The 16,449-nt window shown below is 57.5% G+C and carries 15 protein-coding genes and 1 riboswitch; of the genes, 5 read left to right on the top strand and 10 right to left on the bottom strand.

The genetic code is table 11. The features are described 5' to 3' along the window. The 3 genes from USH94_RS02650 to USH94_RS02640 are packed head-to-tail and all read right to left on the bottom strand — an operon-like array spanning position 1 to position 2,830. Positions 1–1,041: a FecCD family ABC transporter permease gene (locus tag USH94_RS02650; protein WP_111963282.1), complete on the bottom strand. Its 1,041-nt coding sequence runs from the start codon at positions 1,039–1,041 to the stop codon at positions 1–3. Further along, the gene (locus USH94_RS02645; protein WP_111963283.1) at positions 1,038–2,021 is read right to left on the bottom strand and encodes a FecCD family ABC transporter permease; all 984 of its coding nucleotides are present in this window, start codon (positions 2,019–2,021) and stop codon (positions 1,038–1,040) included. The genes USH94_RS02650 and USH94_RS02645 overlap by 4 nt, the downstream gene beginning before the upstream one ends. Then, positions 2,018–2,830 carry an ABC transporter ATP-binding protein gene (locus tag USH94_RS02640; RefSeq protein WP_111963345.1) on the bottom strand — a complete coding sequence of 271 codons (813 nt, stop codon included), beginning with the start codon at positions 2,828–2,830 and terminating at the stop codon, positions 2,018–2,020. Before USH94_RS02640 ends, USH94_RS02645 begins: the two co-directional genes overlap by 4 nt. A gap of 384 nt (positions 2,831–3,214) precedes the next feature. Between USH94_RS02640 and USH94_RS02635 the strand changes: the two genes are divergently transcribed. Next, entirely contained in the window at positions 3,215–5,356 is a 2,142-nt protein-coding gene (locus USH94_RS02635) for a TonB-dependent siderophore receptor (protein WP_111963284.1), read from the top strand. An 82-nt stretch (positions 5,357–5,438) separates the two neighbouring features. Here the strand turns inward: USH94_RS02635 and parE are convergent, their stop codons facing one another. Genes parE through nudF form a run of 5 tightly spaced genes read right to left on the bottom strand, consistent with a single transcriptional unit; the run spans position 5,439 to position 9,847 of the window. Beyond that, positions 5,439–7,331: a DNA topoisomerase IV subunit B gene (parE, locus tag USH94_RS02630; RefSeq protein WP_111963285.1), complete on the bottom strand. Its 1,893-nt coding sequence runs from the start codon at positions 7,329–7,331 to the stop codon at positions 5,439–5,441. Between the two features lie 28 nt (positions 7,332–7,359). After that, complete coding sequence (gene yqiA, locus USH94_RS02625; RefSeq protein WP_047173609.1) at positions 7,360–7,941, bottom strand: esterase YqiA; 582 nt, start codon at positions 7,939–7,941, stop codon at positions 7,360–7,362. Further along, positions 7,941–8,768 carry a 3',5'-cyclic-AMP phosphodiesterase gene (gene cpdA / locus USH94_RS02620; protein WP_111963286.1) on the bottom strand — a complete coding sequence of 276 codons (828 nt, stop codon included), beginning with the start codon at positions 8,766–8,768 and terminating at the stop codon, positions 7,941–7,943. The genes yqiA and cpdA overlap by 1 nt, the downstream gene beginning before the upstream one ends. 27 nt (positions 8,769–8,795) lie before the next feature. Then, positions 8,796–9,218 (bottom strand): DUF1249 family protein, encoded by a 423-nt coding sequence (locus USH94_RS02615; RefSeq protein WP_014833293.1) that lies wholly within the window; start codon positions 9,216–9,218, stop codon positions 8,796–8,798. After that, positions 9,215–9,847: an ADP-ribose diphosphatase gene (gene nudF, locus USH94_RS02610; protein ID WP_008502974.1), complete on the bottom strand. Its 633-nt coding sequence runs from the start codon at positions 9,845–9,847 to the stop codon at positions 9,215–9,217. Before nudF ends, USH94_RS02615 begins: the two co-directional genes overlap by 4 nt. A gap of 204 nt (positions 9,848–10,051) precedes the next feature. Here nudF and tolC point away from each other — a divergent pair, with 204 nt between their 5' ends. The 3 genes from tolC to USH94_RS02595 all read left to right on the top strand — a co-directional run bounded on the left by tolC (position 10,052) and on the right by USH94_RS02595 (position 13,552). Continuing rightward, positions 10,052–11,530 (top strand): outer membrane channel protein TolC, encoded by a 1,479-nt coding sequence (gene tolC, locus USH94_RS02605; protein WP_111963287.1) that lies wholly within the window; start codon positions 10,052–10,054, stop codon positions 11,528–11,530. A 190-nt stretch (positions 11,531–11,720) separates the two neighbouring features. Further along, positions 11,721–12,389: a DUF1190 family protein gene (locus USH94_RS02600; protein WP_111963288.1), complete on the top strand. Its 669-nt coding sequence runs from the start codon at positions 11,721–11,723 to the stop codon at positions 12,387–12,389. Positions 12,390–12,391: 2 nt separating this feature from the next. Next, positions 12,392–13,552, top strand: a complete 1,161-nt coding sequence (locus USH94_RS02595) for a glutathionylspermidine synthase family protein (protein WP_111963289.1) — start codon at positions 12,392–12,394, stop codon at positions 13,550–13,552. Positions 13,553–13,633: 81 nt separating this feature from the next. On the opposite strand, the gene ygiD is transcribed toward USH94_RS02595, so the two are convergent. Beyond that, positions 13,634–14,422 (bottom strand): 4,5-DOPA dioxygenase extradiol, encoded by a 789-nt coding sequence (gene ygiD, locus USH94_RS02590; RefSeq protein WP_111963290.1) that lies wholly within the window; start codon positions 14,420–14,422, stop codon positions 13,634–13,636. Between the two features lie 196 nt (positions 14,423–14,618). On the opposite strand from ygiD, the gene zupT reads away from it, so the two are divergent. Continuing rightward, positions 14,619–15,392: a zinc transporter ZupT gene (gene zupT, locus USH94_RS02585; protein WP_033146665.1), complete on the top strand. Its 774-nt coding sequence runs from the start codon at positions 14,619–14,621 to the stop codon at positions 15,390–15,392. 32 nt (positions 15,393–15,424) lie between these two features. Here zupT and ribB read toward each other — a convergent pair whose 3' ends face one another. Next, positions 15,425–16,078, bottom strand: a complete 654-nt coding sequence (gene ribB, locus USH94_RS02580; RefSeq protein ID WP_028017147.1) for a 3,4-dihydroxy-2-butanone-4-phosphate synthase — start codon at positions 16,076–16,078, stop codon at positions 15,425–15,427. Between the two features lie 106 nt (positions 16,079–16,184). Then, positions 16,185–16,335: riboswitch (FMN riboswitch) on the bottom strand. Positions 16,336–16,449: the final 114 nt, after the last annotated feature.

The raw sequence follows: 16,449 nt of genomic DNA, 5'->3' as shown, positions 1-16,449 counted from the left end.
CTAAAATCTGTCCCGACGCTGCCAGAGCAGCAGCAGGAAAAACGGTCCGCCAATCAATGAAATGACAATTCCCGCCGGCAGCTGCAGCGGGAGGAATGCAAGACGTCCGACGTTATCCGCTATCAGCACCAGCAGCGCGCCCAGCACGGCGCTTCCCGTCAGGAGCGCCGTTTGCCCACCACGCAGCAGCAGGCGCGCCATATGCGGAGCAATCAGCCCCACGAAGCCTATACTGCCCACGCACGAGACGCTGGCCGCCGTCAGCACTACCGGGGCGAGAACCCGCAGCAGCGCCAGCCGCGTTATGCGCACGCCAAGACCCGCTGCGGCCTGATTGCCGAGCAACGCCACGTCCGCTGCCCGCGCGGTAAACAGCAGCAGCGCAAAAGCGGGAGCGGCCCAGAGCGCGGCCAGGCCCACCAGCGTCCAGTTTGCCGCATGCAGGCTTCCCGCCAGCCACAGCATCGCCGTCTGCACGTCGCGCACGTCGGCAGTAGTGATAAAGACGCCCATTGCAGCGGCAAAGGCCCATGACACGCCGATGCCGATCAGGATGAACCGCGGGCGCGAGATATCGCGCGCCAGGGCGATAACTACCAGCGCGGTGAGCAGCCCACCGGCCATGCCGACCAGCGGACGCCAGGCCAGGCCCAGCCCCGGGAATTGAAAAATCAGCAGCAGTACCGCCGCGCTACAGCCCTCCTTCACGCCGATAAGCCCCGGGTCAGCCAGGCCGTTGCGGGTGATGGACTGCATTGCCGCCCCCGCCATGCCGAGCATCGCGCCGCACAGCACCGCCATCAGCAGGCGCGGCAGGCGGATATCCATCACGATGTAGCGCGTCTCCGCCGTCAGGCTTTCAGGTGAAAACAGCGCGCGCACGATGGCGGAGGTGGGAATAGGCAGAGAACCGTGCGTCAGGCCAAAGCCCAGCAGGCTTAACGCCGCCAGCGCGAAAAGCGACAGGCACGCCAGCGCCCGCGGGCGAATCAGCGCCGACAGGTGGCCAACGCGGATCGCGCGGAATCCGGCCCGGTTCATTTGAACATCCTCGACGCCATACAGATGAACACGGGCGCGCCGACCAGGGCGGTCATGATGCCGGTTGCCAGCTCCCAGGGGGTAAACAGCGTGCGGGCGGCGATGTCCGCCAGCAGCAGCACCAGCGCGCCGCACAGCGCAGATAGCGGCACCATCACGCGTAAATCGACTGACACCAGACGGCGAATGAGCTGCGGCACGACCAGGCCAATAAAACCAATCGGCCCGGCGATAGAGACGGCCGCACCGCAGAGTAGCGCGATGGCCAGCAGGGCGAGCAGGCGGGTTTTCAGCAGGGACACGCCAAGCCCCTGCGCCATTCTGTCGCCCAGCGCCAGCATGTTGAGCGAGGGCGACAGCCCGATCGCAAGAACAAAACCAGCGGCTGCAGCCCACAGGGCGCTCTGGAGCATCTGCGCGTTGACCCCGGCGATATCACCCGCCAGCCAGGTACGCAGGTCGAGCAGCGTCTGTTCATCCAGGATTAACACCGCGGCGGTAATCGACGAGGCAAACGCCGACATCGCCACGCCGCACAGGGTGACCTTCATCGGCGTGAGCCCGGTGCGACCGGACGAGGAGAACATCAGCACCAGCAGAAACAGCGCGGCGGCACCGGCGGCGGCGATCAGCGGGCGACCAAACGGCAGCGACAGGCCAAGCGCGCTGACGCTCACCACTGCCAGCGCAGCCCCGGCGTTGAGCCCCAGAATATGCGGCTCGCCTAGCGGGTTGCGGATCACAGACTGCAGCAGCACGCCCGCCACGCCGAGCGCGGCGCCCGTCACCATCGCGGCGCAGAGGCGCAGCAGTCGTAATTTGATAATGACGTTATGGTCGAAATTGCGCGGGTCGAAGTGGATGAATGCCTCCACTACCGTCTGCGGGGCGATAAAGCGTGCGCCGATGCCAAGATGCGTAATCGCACCCAGTGCCAGCAGCACTATAAAAATCAGGAAGGCCAGAGAAGCGCGTATCATGGCTGTTCAAGGCTCTGGCGAAACGGCATAAAGAACGGTTTGCCGGTCAAGGGGTTGATGGACATATGCACGTCCACATCAAACACCGCTTTGATCAGTTCCGGCGTGCAGACGTCGCCCTCATGTAACACCCCCTCAACTTTCCCCTGGCGTAAAAAAACCAGCGAATCGCCGTAGTTTACGGCAAAGTTGAGATCGTGCAGCACTACCACCACGGTACGCCCGTGCTGGCGGGTCAGGGCATGCAGCAGTTCCAGGATCTCCACCTGGTAGCGGAGATCGAGATATGTTGTCGGCTCGTCAAGCAGGATATACGGCGTTTGCTGCGCCAGCGCCATGGCGATCCAGCAGCGCTGACGCTGGCCGCCGGATAAGCTTTCCACCGGCATATGGGCAAACTCTGCCGTGCCGGTCAGGCGCAGGGCCTCTTCTACCGCCAGCTCGTCCTCGTCGCTCCACTGACGCATAAAGTTCTGCCAGGGAAAACGCCCGCGCGAAACCAGTTCAAAAACGGTTAACCCTTCCGGAAGCAGCGGCGACTGCGGGAGAATGCCAAGCTGACGGGCGACCGCTTTGGTGGGCTGCTCGTGGATCGCCTTGCCGTCGAGAACTGCCGCGCCGCCAAGCGGCTGGAGCAAACGCGCAATGGTGCTCAGCAGCGTGGATTTCCCACAGCCGTTCGCCCCTACCAGCACGGTCATTTTCTGCTGTGGGATCGCAAGGGAGATATCATCAACGATGATTTTTTTCTGATAGCCCGCTGAGAGGTTCTCCAGAACCAGACCCGGTTTGTGTGTGTTGTGAGCCACGTGAACGCCAACGTAATGAAAAACCAATAAATAAAAATAAAACTCATTCTCTTTTGAGAGTTTGACGCCGCGCCATGTAGTAGTCAAGCGAAGAAACACCCTGGAAAAACCAGGGATAAGCCTGAGTAAAAGTGAAAACTGAATGACTTTCAAAAGCATATATTTCAATAACTTAACTGTCATCCCGCTGCGCTTGTACGCACGGTTAAATGTTGTAGTCGATTTTTTCTTTTTTCCATTTACTACTACATTCACGCATGATTGAATGATTCTCAATTACATGTCCGATGCTAATTCAGGCTAACGGACAGACCGTAAAGGGCAATGACTCACACAGTTTGCCGCGAAACGTCATTCGCGGGATATTTCGGGATAACAGATGTAATGGCTACGTTCACACCTTCACTCTCTGGGGTAAAAGGGCGCGCGCTCTTTTCACTGCTGTTTATGGCGCCGCTGGTTCAGGCAGCAGATAACACCGCGGCTAAAGACGGCGAAACGCTTACCGTCACCGCCGATCCAAATACGACGGCGGAGGCCACCAACGGCTATCAGCCGCTGAACACCTCCACCGCGACGTTAACCAACATGCCGATGCTGGATATACCGCAGGTGGTCAATACCGTCAGCGATAAAGTGCTGGAGGATCAGCACGCCACTACGCTGGATGAAGCGCTGTACAACGTCAGCAACGTGGTGCAGACCAACACCCTGGGCGGTACGCAGGATGCCTTCGTGCGCCGCGGGTTTGGCGCAAACCGCGACGGATCGATCATGACTAACGGCCTGCGCACCGTCCTGCCGCGCAGCTTTAATGCCGCAACCGAGCGCGTGGAGGTGTTGAAAGGCCCGGCCTCGACGCTCTACGGTATTCTCGATCCGGGTGGCCTGATCAACGTTGTCACCAAACGCCCGGAGAAGACCTTCGGCGGCTCCCTTTCCGCCACCTCTTCCAGCTTTGGCGGCGGCACCGGACAGATCGATGTTACCGGCCCGATTGACGGCACGCGCCTTGCGTATCGCCTGACGGGCGAATATCAGGACGAGGATTACTGGCGTAATTTTGGCAACGAACGCAGCACCTTTATCGCCCCGTCGCTCACCTGGTTCGGCGACGACGCCACCGTGACCGCGCTCTATTCGCATCGCGACTATAAAACGCCGTTCGATCGCGGAACGATCTTCGATCTCAACACTAAAAAAGCCGTTGATGTCGATCGCAAAACCCGCTTTGACGAACCGTTTAACATCACCGACGGGCAGTCCGATCTCGCTCAGCTCAACGCGGAGTATCGCCTCAACAGCCAGTGGACCGCGAAGTTTGACTACAGCTACAGCCAGGATAAATACAGCGATAACCAGGCGCGCGTGATGGCCTACGATTCAAAAACCGGCAACCTGACCCGCCGCGTGGATGCGACCCAGGGCTCGACACAGCGTATGCACACGACGCGCGCGGATCTGCAGGGGAACGTGGACATCGCGGGCTTTTACAATGAGATCCTGACCGGCGTGTCGTATGAGAATTACGATCTGCTGCGCACGGACATGATCCGCTGTAAGAACGTTAAGGATTTCAATATCTATCACCCGACCTATGGCAAACTCGGCAAATGCACCACCGTGTCGGCGTCCGACAGCGACCAGACGCTGAAGCAGGAAAGCTACTCTGCCTATGCGCAGGACGCGCTGTACCTGACCGATAAGTGGATTGCCGTCGCAGGCATGCGCTACCAGTATTACACCCAGTACGCGGGGAAAGGCCGCCCGTTCAACGTCAACACCGACAGCCGCGACGAACAGTGGACGCCGAAGCTGGGGCTGGTTTATAAGCTCACGCCAGCGGTCTCGCTGTTTGCCAACTACTCGCAAACGTTTATGCCGCAGTCGTCCATTGCGAGCTACATCGGCGATCTGCCGCCGGAAACGTCGAATGCTTACGAGGTGGGCGCAAAGTTCGACCTGTTCGACGGGGTTACCGCCAATATCGCGCTGTTTGATATTCACAAACGCAACGTGTTGTACAACGAAAGCGTGGGAGGGGAAACCATCGCCAAAACGGCGGGCCGCGTGCGCTCCCAGGGCGTGGAGGTGGATCTGGCCGGTTCACTGACCGAGAACACCAATATTATCGCCAGCTATGGCTATACCGACGCGAAGGTGCTGGAAGATCCGGACTACGCGGGCAAACCGCTGCCGAACGTGCCGCGCCATACCGGCTCCCTGTTCCTGACCTACGATATTCACAATGCGTTTGCCGGTAATACCCTGACGCTGGGCGGCGGCGGGCACGGCGTAAGCCGTCGTTCCGCAACCAACGGTGCGGATTATTATCTGCCGGGCTATTTCGTGGCGGATGCGTTTGCGGCGTACAAGATGAAGCTACAGTATCCGGTGACGCTGCAGGTGAACGTGAAGAACCTGTTTGATAAAACCTACTACACCTCATCTATCGCCACCAACAATCTGGGTAATCAGATTGGCGACCCGCGCGAAGTGCAGTTTACGGTGAAGATGGAGTTTTGATGTAAAAAGCCCGGTGGCGCTAACGCTTACCGGGCCTACGATCCATTCCCTCTCCCTGTGGGAGAAGGTTAGGGTGAGGGCATCAGGCCTCAATATCCGCCATATCGCCTTTCTCCTGCAGCCAGTTACGACGGTCTTCCGAACGTTTCTTGGCAAGGAGCATATCCATCATGGCGTTGGTCTGCTGTTCGTCTTCGTCGCTGATCGTAAGCTGCACCAGACGGCGCGTGTTCGGATCCAGCGTCGTTTCGCGCAGCTGCATCGGGTTCATCTCGCCCAGCCCTTTAAAGCGCTGAACGTTAGGTTTGCCCTTCTTGCGCTTCAGCTGTTCCAGCACGCCCGCTTTTTCTTCTTCCGTCAGCGCGTAGTAAACCTCTTTGCCGAGGTCGATACGATAAAGCGGCGGCAGCGCCACGTGGACGTGACCATTTTTAACCAGCGTGCGGAAGTGCTTCACAAACAGCGCGCACAGCAGCGTGGCGATGTGCAGACCATCGGAATCCGCATCCGCGAGGATACAGATCTTGCCGTAGCGCAGCTGGCTCAAATCGTCGCTGTCCGGATCGATACCGATCGCCACCGAGATATCGTGGACTTCCTGCGAGGCCAGCACTTCGTCTGAAGAGACCTCCCAGGTGTTCAGGATTTTCCCCTTGAGCGGCATGATCGCCTGGTATTCACGGTCGCGCGCCTGCTTGGCCGATCCGCCCGCCGAGTCTCCTTCCACGAGGAACAGCTCGGTACGGTTGAGATCCTGCGCGGTACAGTCCGCCAGCTTGCCCGGCAGCGCAGGGCCGCTGGTCAGCTTTTTACGCACCACTTTCTTCGCGGCACGCAGACGACGCTGGGCGCTGGAAATCGCCATTTCAGCCAGCATCTCTGCTGCCTGAACGTTCTGGTTCAGCCACAGGGTAAACGCATCTTTCACCACGCCGGAAACGAACGCCGCGCACTGGCGTGACGACAGACGCTCTTTGGTCTGACCGGCAAACTGCGGATCCTGCATCTTCACGGAGAGCACGTAGGCGCAGCGGTCCCAGATATCTTCCGCCGACAGCTTCACGCCGCGCGGCAGGATATTGCGGTATTCGCAAAATTCGCGCATCGCGTCCAGCAGTCCCTGACGCAGCCCGTTGACGTGGGTACCGCCGAGCATGGTTGGGATCAGGTTGACGTAGCTTTCGGTCAGCAGTTCGCCGCCTTCCGGCAGCCACAGCAGAGCCCAGTCGACCGCTTCGGTATCGCCGCTAAAGTTACCGACGAACGGTTTTTCCGGCAGCGTCGGCAGGCCGTTTACCGCTTCGCACAGGTAGTCGTTCAGGCCATCGGCGTAGCACCAGGTCTGCTCGGTATTGTTGACGTTATCCTTAAAGGTAATTTCCACGCCCGGACACAGCACCGCTTTGGCTTTCAGCAGGTGCGTCAGGCGGGATACGGAAAAGCGCGGGCTGTCGAAGAAGCTTTCGTCAGGCCAGAAGTGGACGCTGGTGCCGGTGTTGCGTTTGCCGCACGTGCCGACAACCTGCAGATCCTGCACCTTCTCGCCGTTTTCAAACGCGATGTTATAAATCTGGCCGTCGCGACGGACGTTCACTTCCACGCGTTTGGACAGGGCGTTCACGACGGAAATCCCCACGCCGTGCAGGCCGCCGGAGAACTGGTAGTTCTTGTTGGAGAACTTACCGCCCGCATGCAGACGACAGAGGATCAGCTCAACGGCAGGCACGCCCTCTTCCGGATGGATATCCACCGGCATGCCGCGCCCGTCGTCGATGACTTCCAGCGACTGATCGGCATGCAGGATAACGTCAACGCGTTTGGCATGGCCCGCCAGCGCTTCGTCCACACTGTTATCAATAACTTCCTGGCCCAGATGGTTTGGGCGCGTTGTATCGGTGTACATCCCCGGGCGGCGGCGAACCGGCTCAAGCCCGGTGAGGACCTCAATGGCATCAGCGTTATAGGTTTGCGTCATGATTTAAACTAGCAATTCGCATTGATTGTCAGTGGCTGTGCAGTCCAAGAAAATCGACAATCTGGGTGAAATGATTCTCAAAGCCCGTGAAAGCATGGTTTCCGCCCTCTTCTATAGTCTGGCGGCAGGAGGCGTAATACGCCACTGCCTGGCGGTAATCCAGCACTTCATCACCCGTCTGCTGCAACAGCCAGATGAGATCCGGCGCCTCAAGCGGGTCGACCTGCATAACTTTGAGATCGTAAATATGGCGTGACTCTAGCACATATTGCTGCCCGGTGTAGGGGTTCTCGTTTTCGCCAAGAAAGTCCCTCAGCAGCTCAAATGGCCGAACCGCCGGATTAACCACAACGGCAGGTAGCATGAAGCATTGTGAGAGCCAGGTGGCGTAATACCCGCCCAGCGAGGAACCGACCACACCGAAGGTTTCGCCGCCGTGCGCAAGCACAATGGATTCCAGCATCTCCGCGGCCTCTGCCGGGTAAGGCGGCAGCTGCGGGATAATCATCTCAACGTCGGGGTGATGCTCGCTCAGCCACTGGCGAAACAGTGTCGCTTTTGCGGAGCGCGGCGAGCTGTTGAATCCGTGCAGATAAAGGAGCGTAGACATCAATAGCCTTCTGAAGCGGTATCCGGGCGGAATTTTGCACCGGTCAAACGGCAGACTTCCGTGGTCAGCGTGCCGTCGGCATGCAGTTCCAGCCAGCGCCAGCCTGGCGCAATGGTATCCAGCGTAAAGTTGGCGCAGTGCGGCTTAAACTGAACGCAGGTCGACGGCGTCGCCAGCATGCGGCGCCCGTTCCAGTCGAGATCCTGTTCCTGGTGAATATGTCCACACAGCAGGTTTTTCACTCGCGGGAACTTCGCCAGCACGCGATCCAACGCTGCGGAGTTGCGCAGACTGTGCTGATCGAGCCAGCTACAGCCCGCCGGCAGAGGGTGATGATGAAGCAACAGCAGCGTGTGACGTTCAGGTTCAGCAGCCAGTTTGGTCTCCAGCCAGTCGAGCTGAAACTCGCTTAACTCACCGTGCGGGACGCCAAACACCTGGCTGTCCAGCAGCAGGATCTGCCACTGGTCACCCGCAAAAACACATTTCGCCGGAGAAATACCCGCATCCTGGAGAGAACTGTACATAGCGGGCTGGAAGTCATGATTTCCTGGCAGCCAGACGCAAGGCACGCTAAAGCTCGCGATGCCTTCAGCAAAATGCTGGTAGGCCGCGGAAGATTGGTCCTGCGCCAGATCGCCCGTTGCGACAATCAGATCGCATGCACGGTTTTCGGCGTGAATCGCGCTAAGTACCGCCTGATAACTCTCCCAGGTATTCACCCCCAGCAGCGTTTCATGCTTTTCGGCAAAAAGGTGGGTATCGGTGATTTGTAATATCCTGACTGGCGCCCCACCAGCAACAGTCAGGTTCAACAGGCTTTCCAAATGGTGTCCTTAGGTAGGTTTATGACGCTAACAAACCGGAATCGCCATTGCTCCATGTGCTAAACAATATCTTAGCCAGTCGGCTAAAAACTGGTTAATTTGATGCTTTTCGTCGCGTTGATGCAACTTTTTATTCGGGTAATCATACCGCGCCTTGAAGCGAAAGATCTGCTGGCTTGAACACACTTCAGCGACCATCGCGTCGTGATAGAGGCGTACCGTCATTGACGGCAGGCTCCAGTAGCTAATGCTGGGTGCCGTTTGCTCAATTTCCACCAGCGTAGTGTAGCGCGTTGATTCTGTTATCGTTAAACGATACTGCGCGTTGCTCACCTGATAGCTTACCGTTTCGCCGGGTGCGTCGTTTTTCGGCAGCAGGCGGCGCAATTGTGCGAAATTGGTTTCGCACAGGCGCATCATTTCTGGGAAGTCAGGCGTATAGCGCTTCATTTTTTCCACTCGTTTCGTAATGTCTGATAATGCAGCTGCAGCCATTGCAGGGCGATGACAGACGCTGCGTTGTCGATTTTCCCCTCTTCTACCCACTGATAAGCCTGTTCCCGGCTCACCACATGAACCCGAATATCTTCGTTTTCATCTGCCAGACCGTGGATCCCTTCCGCCGTCGTGGCGTCCACTTCTCCCACCATAATGGACAAGCGCTCGCTGGTACCTCCCGGGCTTGCCAGATAGCTCAGCACCGGTTTTGTGCGGCCCACCACCAGCCCGGCCTCTTCCAGCGCCTCGCGTCGGGCGACGTCTTCAACCGTCTCACCCTCTTCGATCATCCCGGCCACCATTTCCAGCAGCCACGGGCTCTCACTGACGTCATAAGCGGCGATGCGGATCTGCTCCACCAGCACAACTTCGTCACGCACTGGGTCAAAGGGTAGCAAGACTGCCGCATGCCCGCGCTCAAAAATTTCGCGTCTGATTTCGCCGCTCATTTCCCCGTTAAACAGACGATGCCTGAAACGGTAAAGATCCATTGAAAAAAAACCGCTATAAAGCGTTTCTCGTGCAATAATTTCTACATCGTTTTTGGCGAATGTCACGGGCAACTTTTCTGGTTTTTGCATGAGTCGAGTCCTGGTAGCAATGGTGATGAAATTGTGAATTTCAAGGCTGTTTGGCTGCCGTTTGTAAGGCTATATGGTAGATTGGTGCAAATTACCGCCAGATGGCACGTAACGCCAACCTTTTGGTGTGGATGATTCTGTTAGAATCGGCAATTATTTTTTAATTAGATCAGCGCTAATACTGCTTCACAACAAGGAATGCAAATGAAGAAATTGCTCCCCATCCTTATCGGCCTGAGCCTGACGGGCTTCAGTGCAATGAGCCAGGCGGAAAACCTGTTACAGGTCTACCAGCAGGCACGTCTGGGCAACCCTGATTTACGTAAATCAGCGGCCGATCGTGATGCTGCGTTTGAAAAGATTAACGAAGCTCGTAGCCCCTTGCTGCCACAGTTAGGTTTAGGTGCAGATTATACCTACAGCAACGGTTTCCGCGACGCTAACGGCGTAAACTCCAATGCTACCAGCGCCTCACTGCAATTAACACAGACGCTGTTTGATATGTCCAAATGGCGTGCCCTGACCCTGCAGGAAAAGAGCGCAGGCATCCAGGATGTGACCTATCAGACCGACCAGCAGACGCTGATCCTGAATACTGCCACGGCGTACTTCAACGTGCTGAGCGCGATTGACGCACTCTCCTACACCGAAGCGCAGAAACAGGCCATTTACCGTCAGTTAGATCAAACCACCCAGCGCTTCAACGTGGGCCTAGTCGCGATCACCGACGTGCAGAACGCCCGTTCACAGTACGACACCGTGCTGGCTAACGAAGTGACCGCGCGTAACAACCTCGACAACGCGCTGGAATCCCTGCGTCAGGTCACCGGCAATTACTATCCTGAGCTGGCCTCCCTGAACGTCGACAGCTTCAAAACGGATAAGCCGCAGGCCGTTAACGCCCTGCTGAAAGAGGCGGAAAACCGCAACCTGACGCTGCTGCAGGCGCGTTTGAGCCAGGACCTGGCCCGCGAGCAAATTCGTCAGGCGCAGGACGGCCATCTGCCAACCCTGAGCCTGAGCGCGTCTACCGGTGTCTCTGATACAACCTACAGCGGCTCTAAAACCAATACGTCCCAGTATGACGACAGCAATATGGGCCAGAACAAGGTGGGCCTGAGCTTCTCCCTGCCGCTGTATCAGGGCGGTCAGGTCAACTCCCAGGTGAAACAGGCGCAGTACAACTTTGTTGGCGCGAGCGAGCAGCTGGAAAGCGCCCACCGCAACGTGGTGCAGACCGTGCGTTCCTCCTTCAACAACGTGAACGCCTCAATCAGCAGCATCAACGCCTATAAACAGGCCGTTGTGTCTGCACAGAGCTCCCTGGACGCGATGGAAGCAGGTTACTCGGTCGGTACACGTACTATTGTGGACGTGCTCGATGCGACCACCACGCTGTACAACGCGAAACAGCAGCTCTCCAGCGCGCGTTACCAGTACCTGATTAACCAGCTGAACATCAAACAGGCTCTGGGTACGCTGAACGAGCAAGACCTGCAGATGCTGAACAGCGCGTTGGGCAAACCAGTCTCCACCTCTCCGGACAGCGTTGCACCGGAGAACCCGGAGCAGGTTGCCGCGGTTGATAACTTCAACGCTAACGGCACTACCCCTGCTGCACAGCCTGCTGCCGCGCGAACCACAGCGCCTGCCAGCAAGAGCAATAATCCGTTCCGTAACTAAGAGTGTCATCAGGCCCACTGCGGCCTGATGCCTTCACTCCAGCCCTCTTCCACAGGGAGAGGGCGCATCTGAATCACATCCGAACGTAAGCCAACGTAAAGATCCCCCTGATTCCGCCCCTCTTCGCTTCATTTTCAACCACTCATACTCTATCCTGAGCGTTATTACCACTGGGTCCTGGAAGACAAAGATGAAACGGACAAAAACGATCAATCACGCGTCGTTCCGCAAGAGCTGGAACGCACGTCACCTCACCCCTGTTGCGCTGGCGGTCACGGCTGTCTTTATGCTGGCAGGCTGTGAGAAAAATGACGAAACGGTTTCGCTGTATCAAAACGCGGACGACTGCTCTGCCGCAACCGGCAAAGCCGCCGAATGTAAAACGGCTTACACCAGCGCGCTGAAAGAAGCGGAACGTACCGCGCCGAAATATGCCTCACGCGAAGACTGCGTGGCGGAGTTTGGTGAAGGTCAGTGCCAGCAGGCACCGGCTCAGGCAAGCACCGCACCTGAAAATCAGGCGCAGGCGCAGTCCAGCGGCAGCTTCTGGATGCCACTGATGGCAGGCTACATGATGGGCCGCCTTATGGGCGGTGGTGCAGGCTACCAGCAGCAGCCGCTGTTTAGCTCGAAAAACCCGGCCAGCCCGGCTTACGGTCAATATACCGATGCGAGCGGCAAAGGCTACGGCGCAGCGACCCCTGGCCGCACCATGACCGTACCGAAAACGGCGATGGCGCCGAAGCCTGCGACCACCAGCACCATCACCCGTGGCGGGTTCGGTGAGTCTGTGGCGAAGCAGACCAGCATGCAGCGCAGCGCGACAGGCACCTCATCTACTCGCTCTATGGGCGGCTGATCATGGAACGAGTCAGTATCACCGAGCGCCCGGACTGGCGCGAAAAAGCCACCGAGTACGGTTTTAACTTCCACACCATGTACGGCGAGCCGTACTGGTGTGAAGACGCCTATTACAAGCTCACGCTGGCCCAGGTTGAGAAGCTGGAAGAGGTAACGGCCGAGCTGCATCAGATGTGCCTGAAGGTGGTTGAAAAAGTCATCGACAGCGACGAGCTGATGGCAAAGTTCCGCATTCCAAAGCACAACTGGAGCTTTGTCCGCCAGTCGTGGAAAACGAATCAGCCTTCGCTTTACTCTCGCCTGGATCTGGCGTGGGACGGCAAAGGTGAACCGAAGCTGCTGGAAAACAACGCCGATACCCCAACGTCCCTGTACGAAGCGGCGTTCTTTCAGTGGATTTGGCTGGAAGACCAGGCCAATGCCGGAAACCTGCCGGAAGGCAGCGACCAGTTCAACAGCCTGCAGGAAAAGCTGATCGAGCGCTTCGCCGAGCTGCGCGAGCAGTTTGGCTTCAACCTGCTGCATCTCGCCTGCTGCCGCGACACGGAAGAAGACCGTGGCACGGTTCAGTATCTGCAGGATTGCGCCGCTGAAGCGGAGGTGGCGACCGAGTTCCTCTATATTGAGGATATTGGCCTGGGTGAAAAAGGTCAGTTCACGGACATGCAGGACCAGGTGATCAGCAACCTGTTCAAGCTCTACCCGTGGGAATACATGCTGCGCGAGATGTTCTCCACCAAGCTGGAAGATGCTGGCGTGCGCTGGCTTGAGCCGGCATGGAAGAGCATTATCTCCAACAAAGCCCTGCTGCCGATGCTCTGGGATATGTTCCCGAATCATCCGAACCTGCTGCCGGCGTACTTTGCAGAAGATGATTACCCGCAAATGGAGAAGTACGTCGTTAAGCCGATCTTCTCCCGCGAAGGCGCGAACGTGTCGATTATCGAAAACGGCAAGACGCTGGAAGCGGTTGAAGGCCCGTACGGCGAAGAAGGGATGATCGTCCAGGAGTTCTATCAACTTCCAAAATTTGGCGACAGCTATACGCTGATTGGCAGCTGGCTCATCAACGATCAACCTGCCGGAATTGGCATTCGCGAAGATCGCGCGCTGATCACGCAGGATCTGTCGCGGTTCTATCCGCACATTTTCGTGGAGTAAGACTGCGGCCTGATGCCCTCTCCTACAGGGAGAGGGTGGAAAGACTAAAAACGGCAACCTGACGTTGCCGTTTTGCTTTTATTATCCCACCTGCACCGATAGCATACCCAAACTGCCCATCTCAATACCGTCGACCGGGATCGTAACCGGCTCCTGACCATCCCACGCGCCAAGTACGTACAGCAGCGGCAGGAAGTGCTCCGGGGTCGGGTTAGAAAGCGAACCGCCCTCATGATCCAGATAGTTCACCAGCGGATGCGCCTCAGCCGGCCCCTGCCAGGTCAGGTTCGCTTTAACATAGTCGTTAAAGGCGGTCGCCCACGGGTAGGGCGTATTCTCACCGTGCCAGCGTGCGGTACGCAGGTTATGGACCACGTTGCCGCTCGCCACCAGCATGATGCCTTCATCACGCAGGGTCGCCAGCTTGCGGCCCATCTCCAGATGCCAGGCGGCCGGTTTGGTGCTGTCGATGCTCAACTGCACCATCGGAATATCCGCATCAGGATACATTTTAATAAGCACGCCCCAGGAGCCGTGGTCAAAGCCCCAGGCCTCTTTATCCAGCGTCACAGGGACAGGCGCCAGCAAATCCACCAGCCTTTGTGCCAGCTCGGGCGAGCCGGGGGCCGGATAATGCGTGTCGTAAAGCGCCTGCGGGAAGCCGCCAAAATCATGAATGGTTTTTGGCGCTTCCATGGCGGTCACGCCCGTCCCACGGGTAAACCAGTGCGCAGATACCACCACGATCGCTTTCGGACGCGGTAGCGTCTCGCCCAGATGACGCCAGGCGCGGGTATAGACGTTGTCTTCCAGAACGTTCATAGGGCTACCGTGGCCTACAAACAGGGCTGGCATACGTGAAGAAGTCATGGTGATATCCTTACGAAAGGTGTCAATTTAATGGTGATACATTACGCGCAATCCGGCAAAGATGAACGCAGATAAGCGTGAAGATCATCATCAGGAAATTTGAATGTAAGGAATGTGTAAAGCCGGGTTTTCCCCCTCGCTTTGCCAGAAATGAATCATTTATATTAATGAGAATCATTATCATAAGGAGCAATGCATGTCAGTCCCTCTGATCCTGACCATACTGGCGGGCGCCGCGACCTTCATCGGTGCACTTCTCGGCGTGCTCGGCCAAAAGCCCTCTAACCGCGTGCTGGCCTTCTCACTGGGCTTTGCTGCCGGGATCATGTTGCTCATCTCCCTGATGGAAATGCTCCCTGCCGCGCTGGGCACGGAAGGCATGTCTCCGCTGCTGGGCTACGGCATGTTTGTCTTTGGCCTGCTGGGATACTTTGCCCTCGATCGAATGCTGCCGCACGCCCATCCGCAGGATTTAATGCAAAAAAACGTGACGCCCATGCCGCGCAATATCAAGCGTACCGCCGTGCTGTTAACGCTTGGCATCAGCCTGCATAACTTCCCGGAAGGCGTCGCCACCTACGTGACGGCCAGCAGCAATCTTGAGATGGGCTTTGGCATCGCGTTGGCGGTCGCCTTACACAATATTCCTGAAGGACTGGCCGTTGCCGGACCCGTGTATGCCGCAACGGGATCGAAACGCACCGCGGTGTTCTGGGCCGGTATTTCCGGGATGGCCGAAATCCTTGGCGGCGTGCTGGCCTGGCTGATCCTTGGTAGCCTGGTCTCTCCGGTAGTGATGGCAGCGATTATGGCAGCGGTAGCCGGGATCATGGTTGCGCTTTCGGTGGATGAACTGATGCCGCTGGCGAAGGAGATCGATCCTAACAACAACCCCAGCTATGGCGTGCTGTGCGGAATGTCGGTGATGGGATTAAGTCTGGTTCTGCTGCAGACCGCAGGAATCGGGTAAAAAAACGCCGGGACATCCCGGCGTTTTTATTATCAGCTGGCTTTGCGCTCGTGCGCCTGGCGATACTCGACCAGATCTTCAATCGTTACCACCGGCATATTGTGCAGACGGGCAAAGGTGATGCACTCCGGCGCGCGCGCCATGGTGCCGTCATCGTTGGTCAGTTCACACAGCACACCGGCAGGTTTGAAGCCCGCCAGCGTCACCAGGTCGATCGTCGCTTCGGTGTGACCGCCGCGGGTCAACACGCCGCCCGCCTGCGCGCGCAGCGGGAAGACGTGGCCTGGACGATGCAGATCGGATGGCTTCGCATCATCAGCAATGGCGGCACGTACGGTTGTCAGACGGTCAGCCGCAGACACACCGGTGGTCACGCCATGCGCCGCTTCAATGGTCACGGTAAAACCGGTACCAAAGGCGCTGGTGTTGTTTTCGACCATCATCGGCAGCTCGAGCTGCTTACGACGATCTTCAGTAATACACAGGCATACGATGCCGCTGCCGTGACGGATGGTCAGCGCCATCTGTTCAACGGTCATGTTTTCGGCGGCGAAAATCATATCGCCTTCGTTTTCACGGTTTTCATCGTCAAGCACCATCACACCGCGGCCTTCGCGCAGTGCATCCAGTGCATGTTCAACACGTTGAGTTGAAGTGCCAAAAGAGGAAAGTAGCGTCTGATTCATGGTAAAAAAACCTCATTAACATTATGGTTACCAGAATCAGGGCAGTCTTAGGAGCGCCGTATAAGCGGCAAAAAGATAACGTGAGCGGGCCCATGCCCGACTTGATCGTTACTCTCTCCCATCCGGACTCTAACCGTCGGCCCCGGAATTACACCGGATCTGCTGACCTTTGAGTGTTCACCCAAAGCGCTCGCGGGCTTTCAGCGTCACGCTGATTTACCGCCGGTGGGGAATTTCGCCCCGCCCTGAGAATAAGCGAGATAACTATAACGCTATTGATTATCCTGGGCAATGCATAAGCATCAAACAATTTTGTTTACCCCGGGCATGACGCGCTACAATGGACACTAACACCTTTCCATCAAGGGAAA

Origin of the sequence: Enterobacter sp. 148H3, from assembly GCF_034107425.1 — a bacterium.
GTDB lineage: Bacteria > Pseudomonadota > Gammaproteobacteria > Enterobacterales > Enterobacteriaceae > Enterobacter > Enterobacter vonholyi.
The sequence above is the reverse complement of the archived record's forward strand: the minus strand, read 5'-3'. Positions and strand labels throughout refer to the sequence as shown.

Bases quoted from the DNA above. Each gene is read 5' to 3' on its own strand.
- ygiD (WP_111963290.1), bottom strand. From the start codon at position 14,422: ATGACTTCTTCACGTATGCCAGCCCTGTTTGTAGGCCACGGTAGCCCT.
- yqiA (WP_047173609.1), bottom strand. From the start codon at position 7,941: ATGTCTACGCTCCTTTATCTGCACGGATTCAACAGCTCGCCGCGCTCC.
- ribB (WP_028017147.1), bottom strand. From the start codon at position 16,078: ATGAATCAGACGCTACTTTCCTCTTTTGGCACTTCAACTCAACGTGTT.
- USH94_RS02635 (WP_111963284.1), top strand. From the start codon at position 3,215: ATGGCTACGTTCACACCTTCACTCTCTGGGGTAAAAGGGCGCGCGCTC.
- USH94_RS02645 (WP_111963283.1), bottom strand. From the start codon at position 2,021: ATGATACGCGCTTCTCTGGCCTTCCTGATTTTTATAGTGCTGCTGGCA.
- USH94_RS02615 (WP_014833293.1), bottom strand. From the start codon at position 9,218: ATGAAGCGCTATACGCCTGACTTCCCAGAAATGATGCGCCTGTGCGAA.
- nudF (WP_008502974.1), bottom strand. From the start codon at position 9,847: ATGCAAAAACCAGAAAAGTTGCCCGTGACATTCGCCAAAAACGATGTA.
- parE (WP_111963285.1), bottom strand. From the start codon at position 7,331: ATGACGCAAACCTATAACGCTGATGCCATTGAGGTCCTCACCGGGCTT.
- USH94_RS02650 (WP_111963282.1), bottom strand. From the start codon at position 1,041: ATGAACCGGGCCGGATTCCGCGCGATCCGCGTTGGCCACCTGTCGGCG.
- tolC (WP_111963287.1), top strand. From the start codon at position 10,052: ATGAAGAAATTGCTCCCCATCCTTATCGGCCTGAGCCTGACGGGCTTC.
- zupT (WP_033146665.1), top strand. From the start codon at position 14,619: ATGTCAGTCCCTCTGATCCTGACCATACTGGCGGGCGCCGCGACCTTC.
- USH94_RS02600 (WP_111963288.1), top strand. From the start codon at position 11,721: ATGAAACGGACAAAAACGATCAATCACGCGTCGTTCCGCAAGAGCTGG.
- USH94_RS02595 (WP_111963289.1), top strand. From the start codon at position 12,392: ATGGAACGAGTCAGTATCACCGAGCGCCCGGACTGGCGCGAAAAAGCC.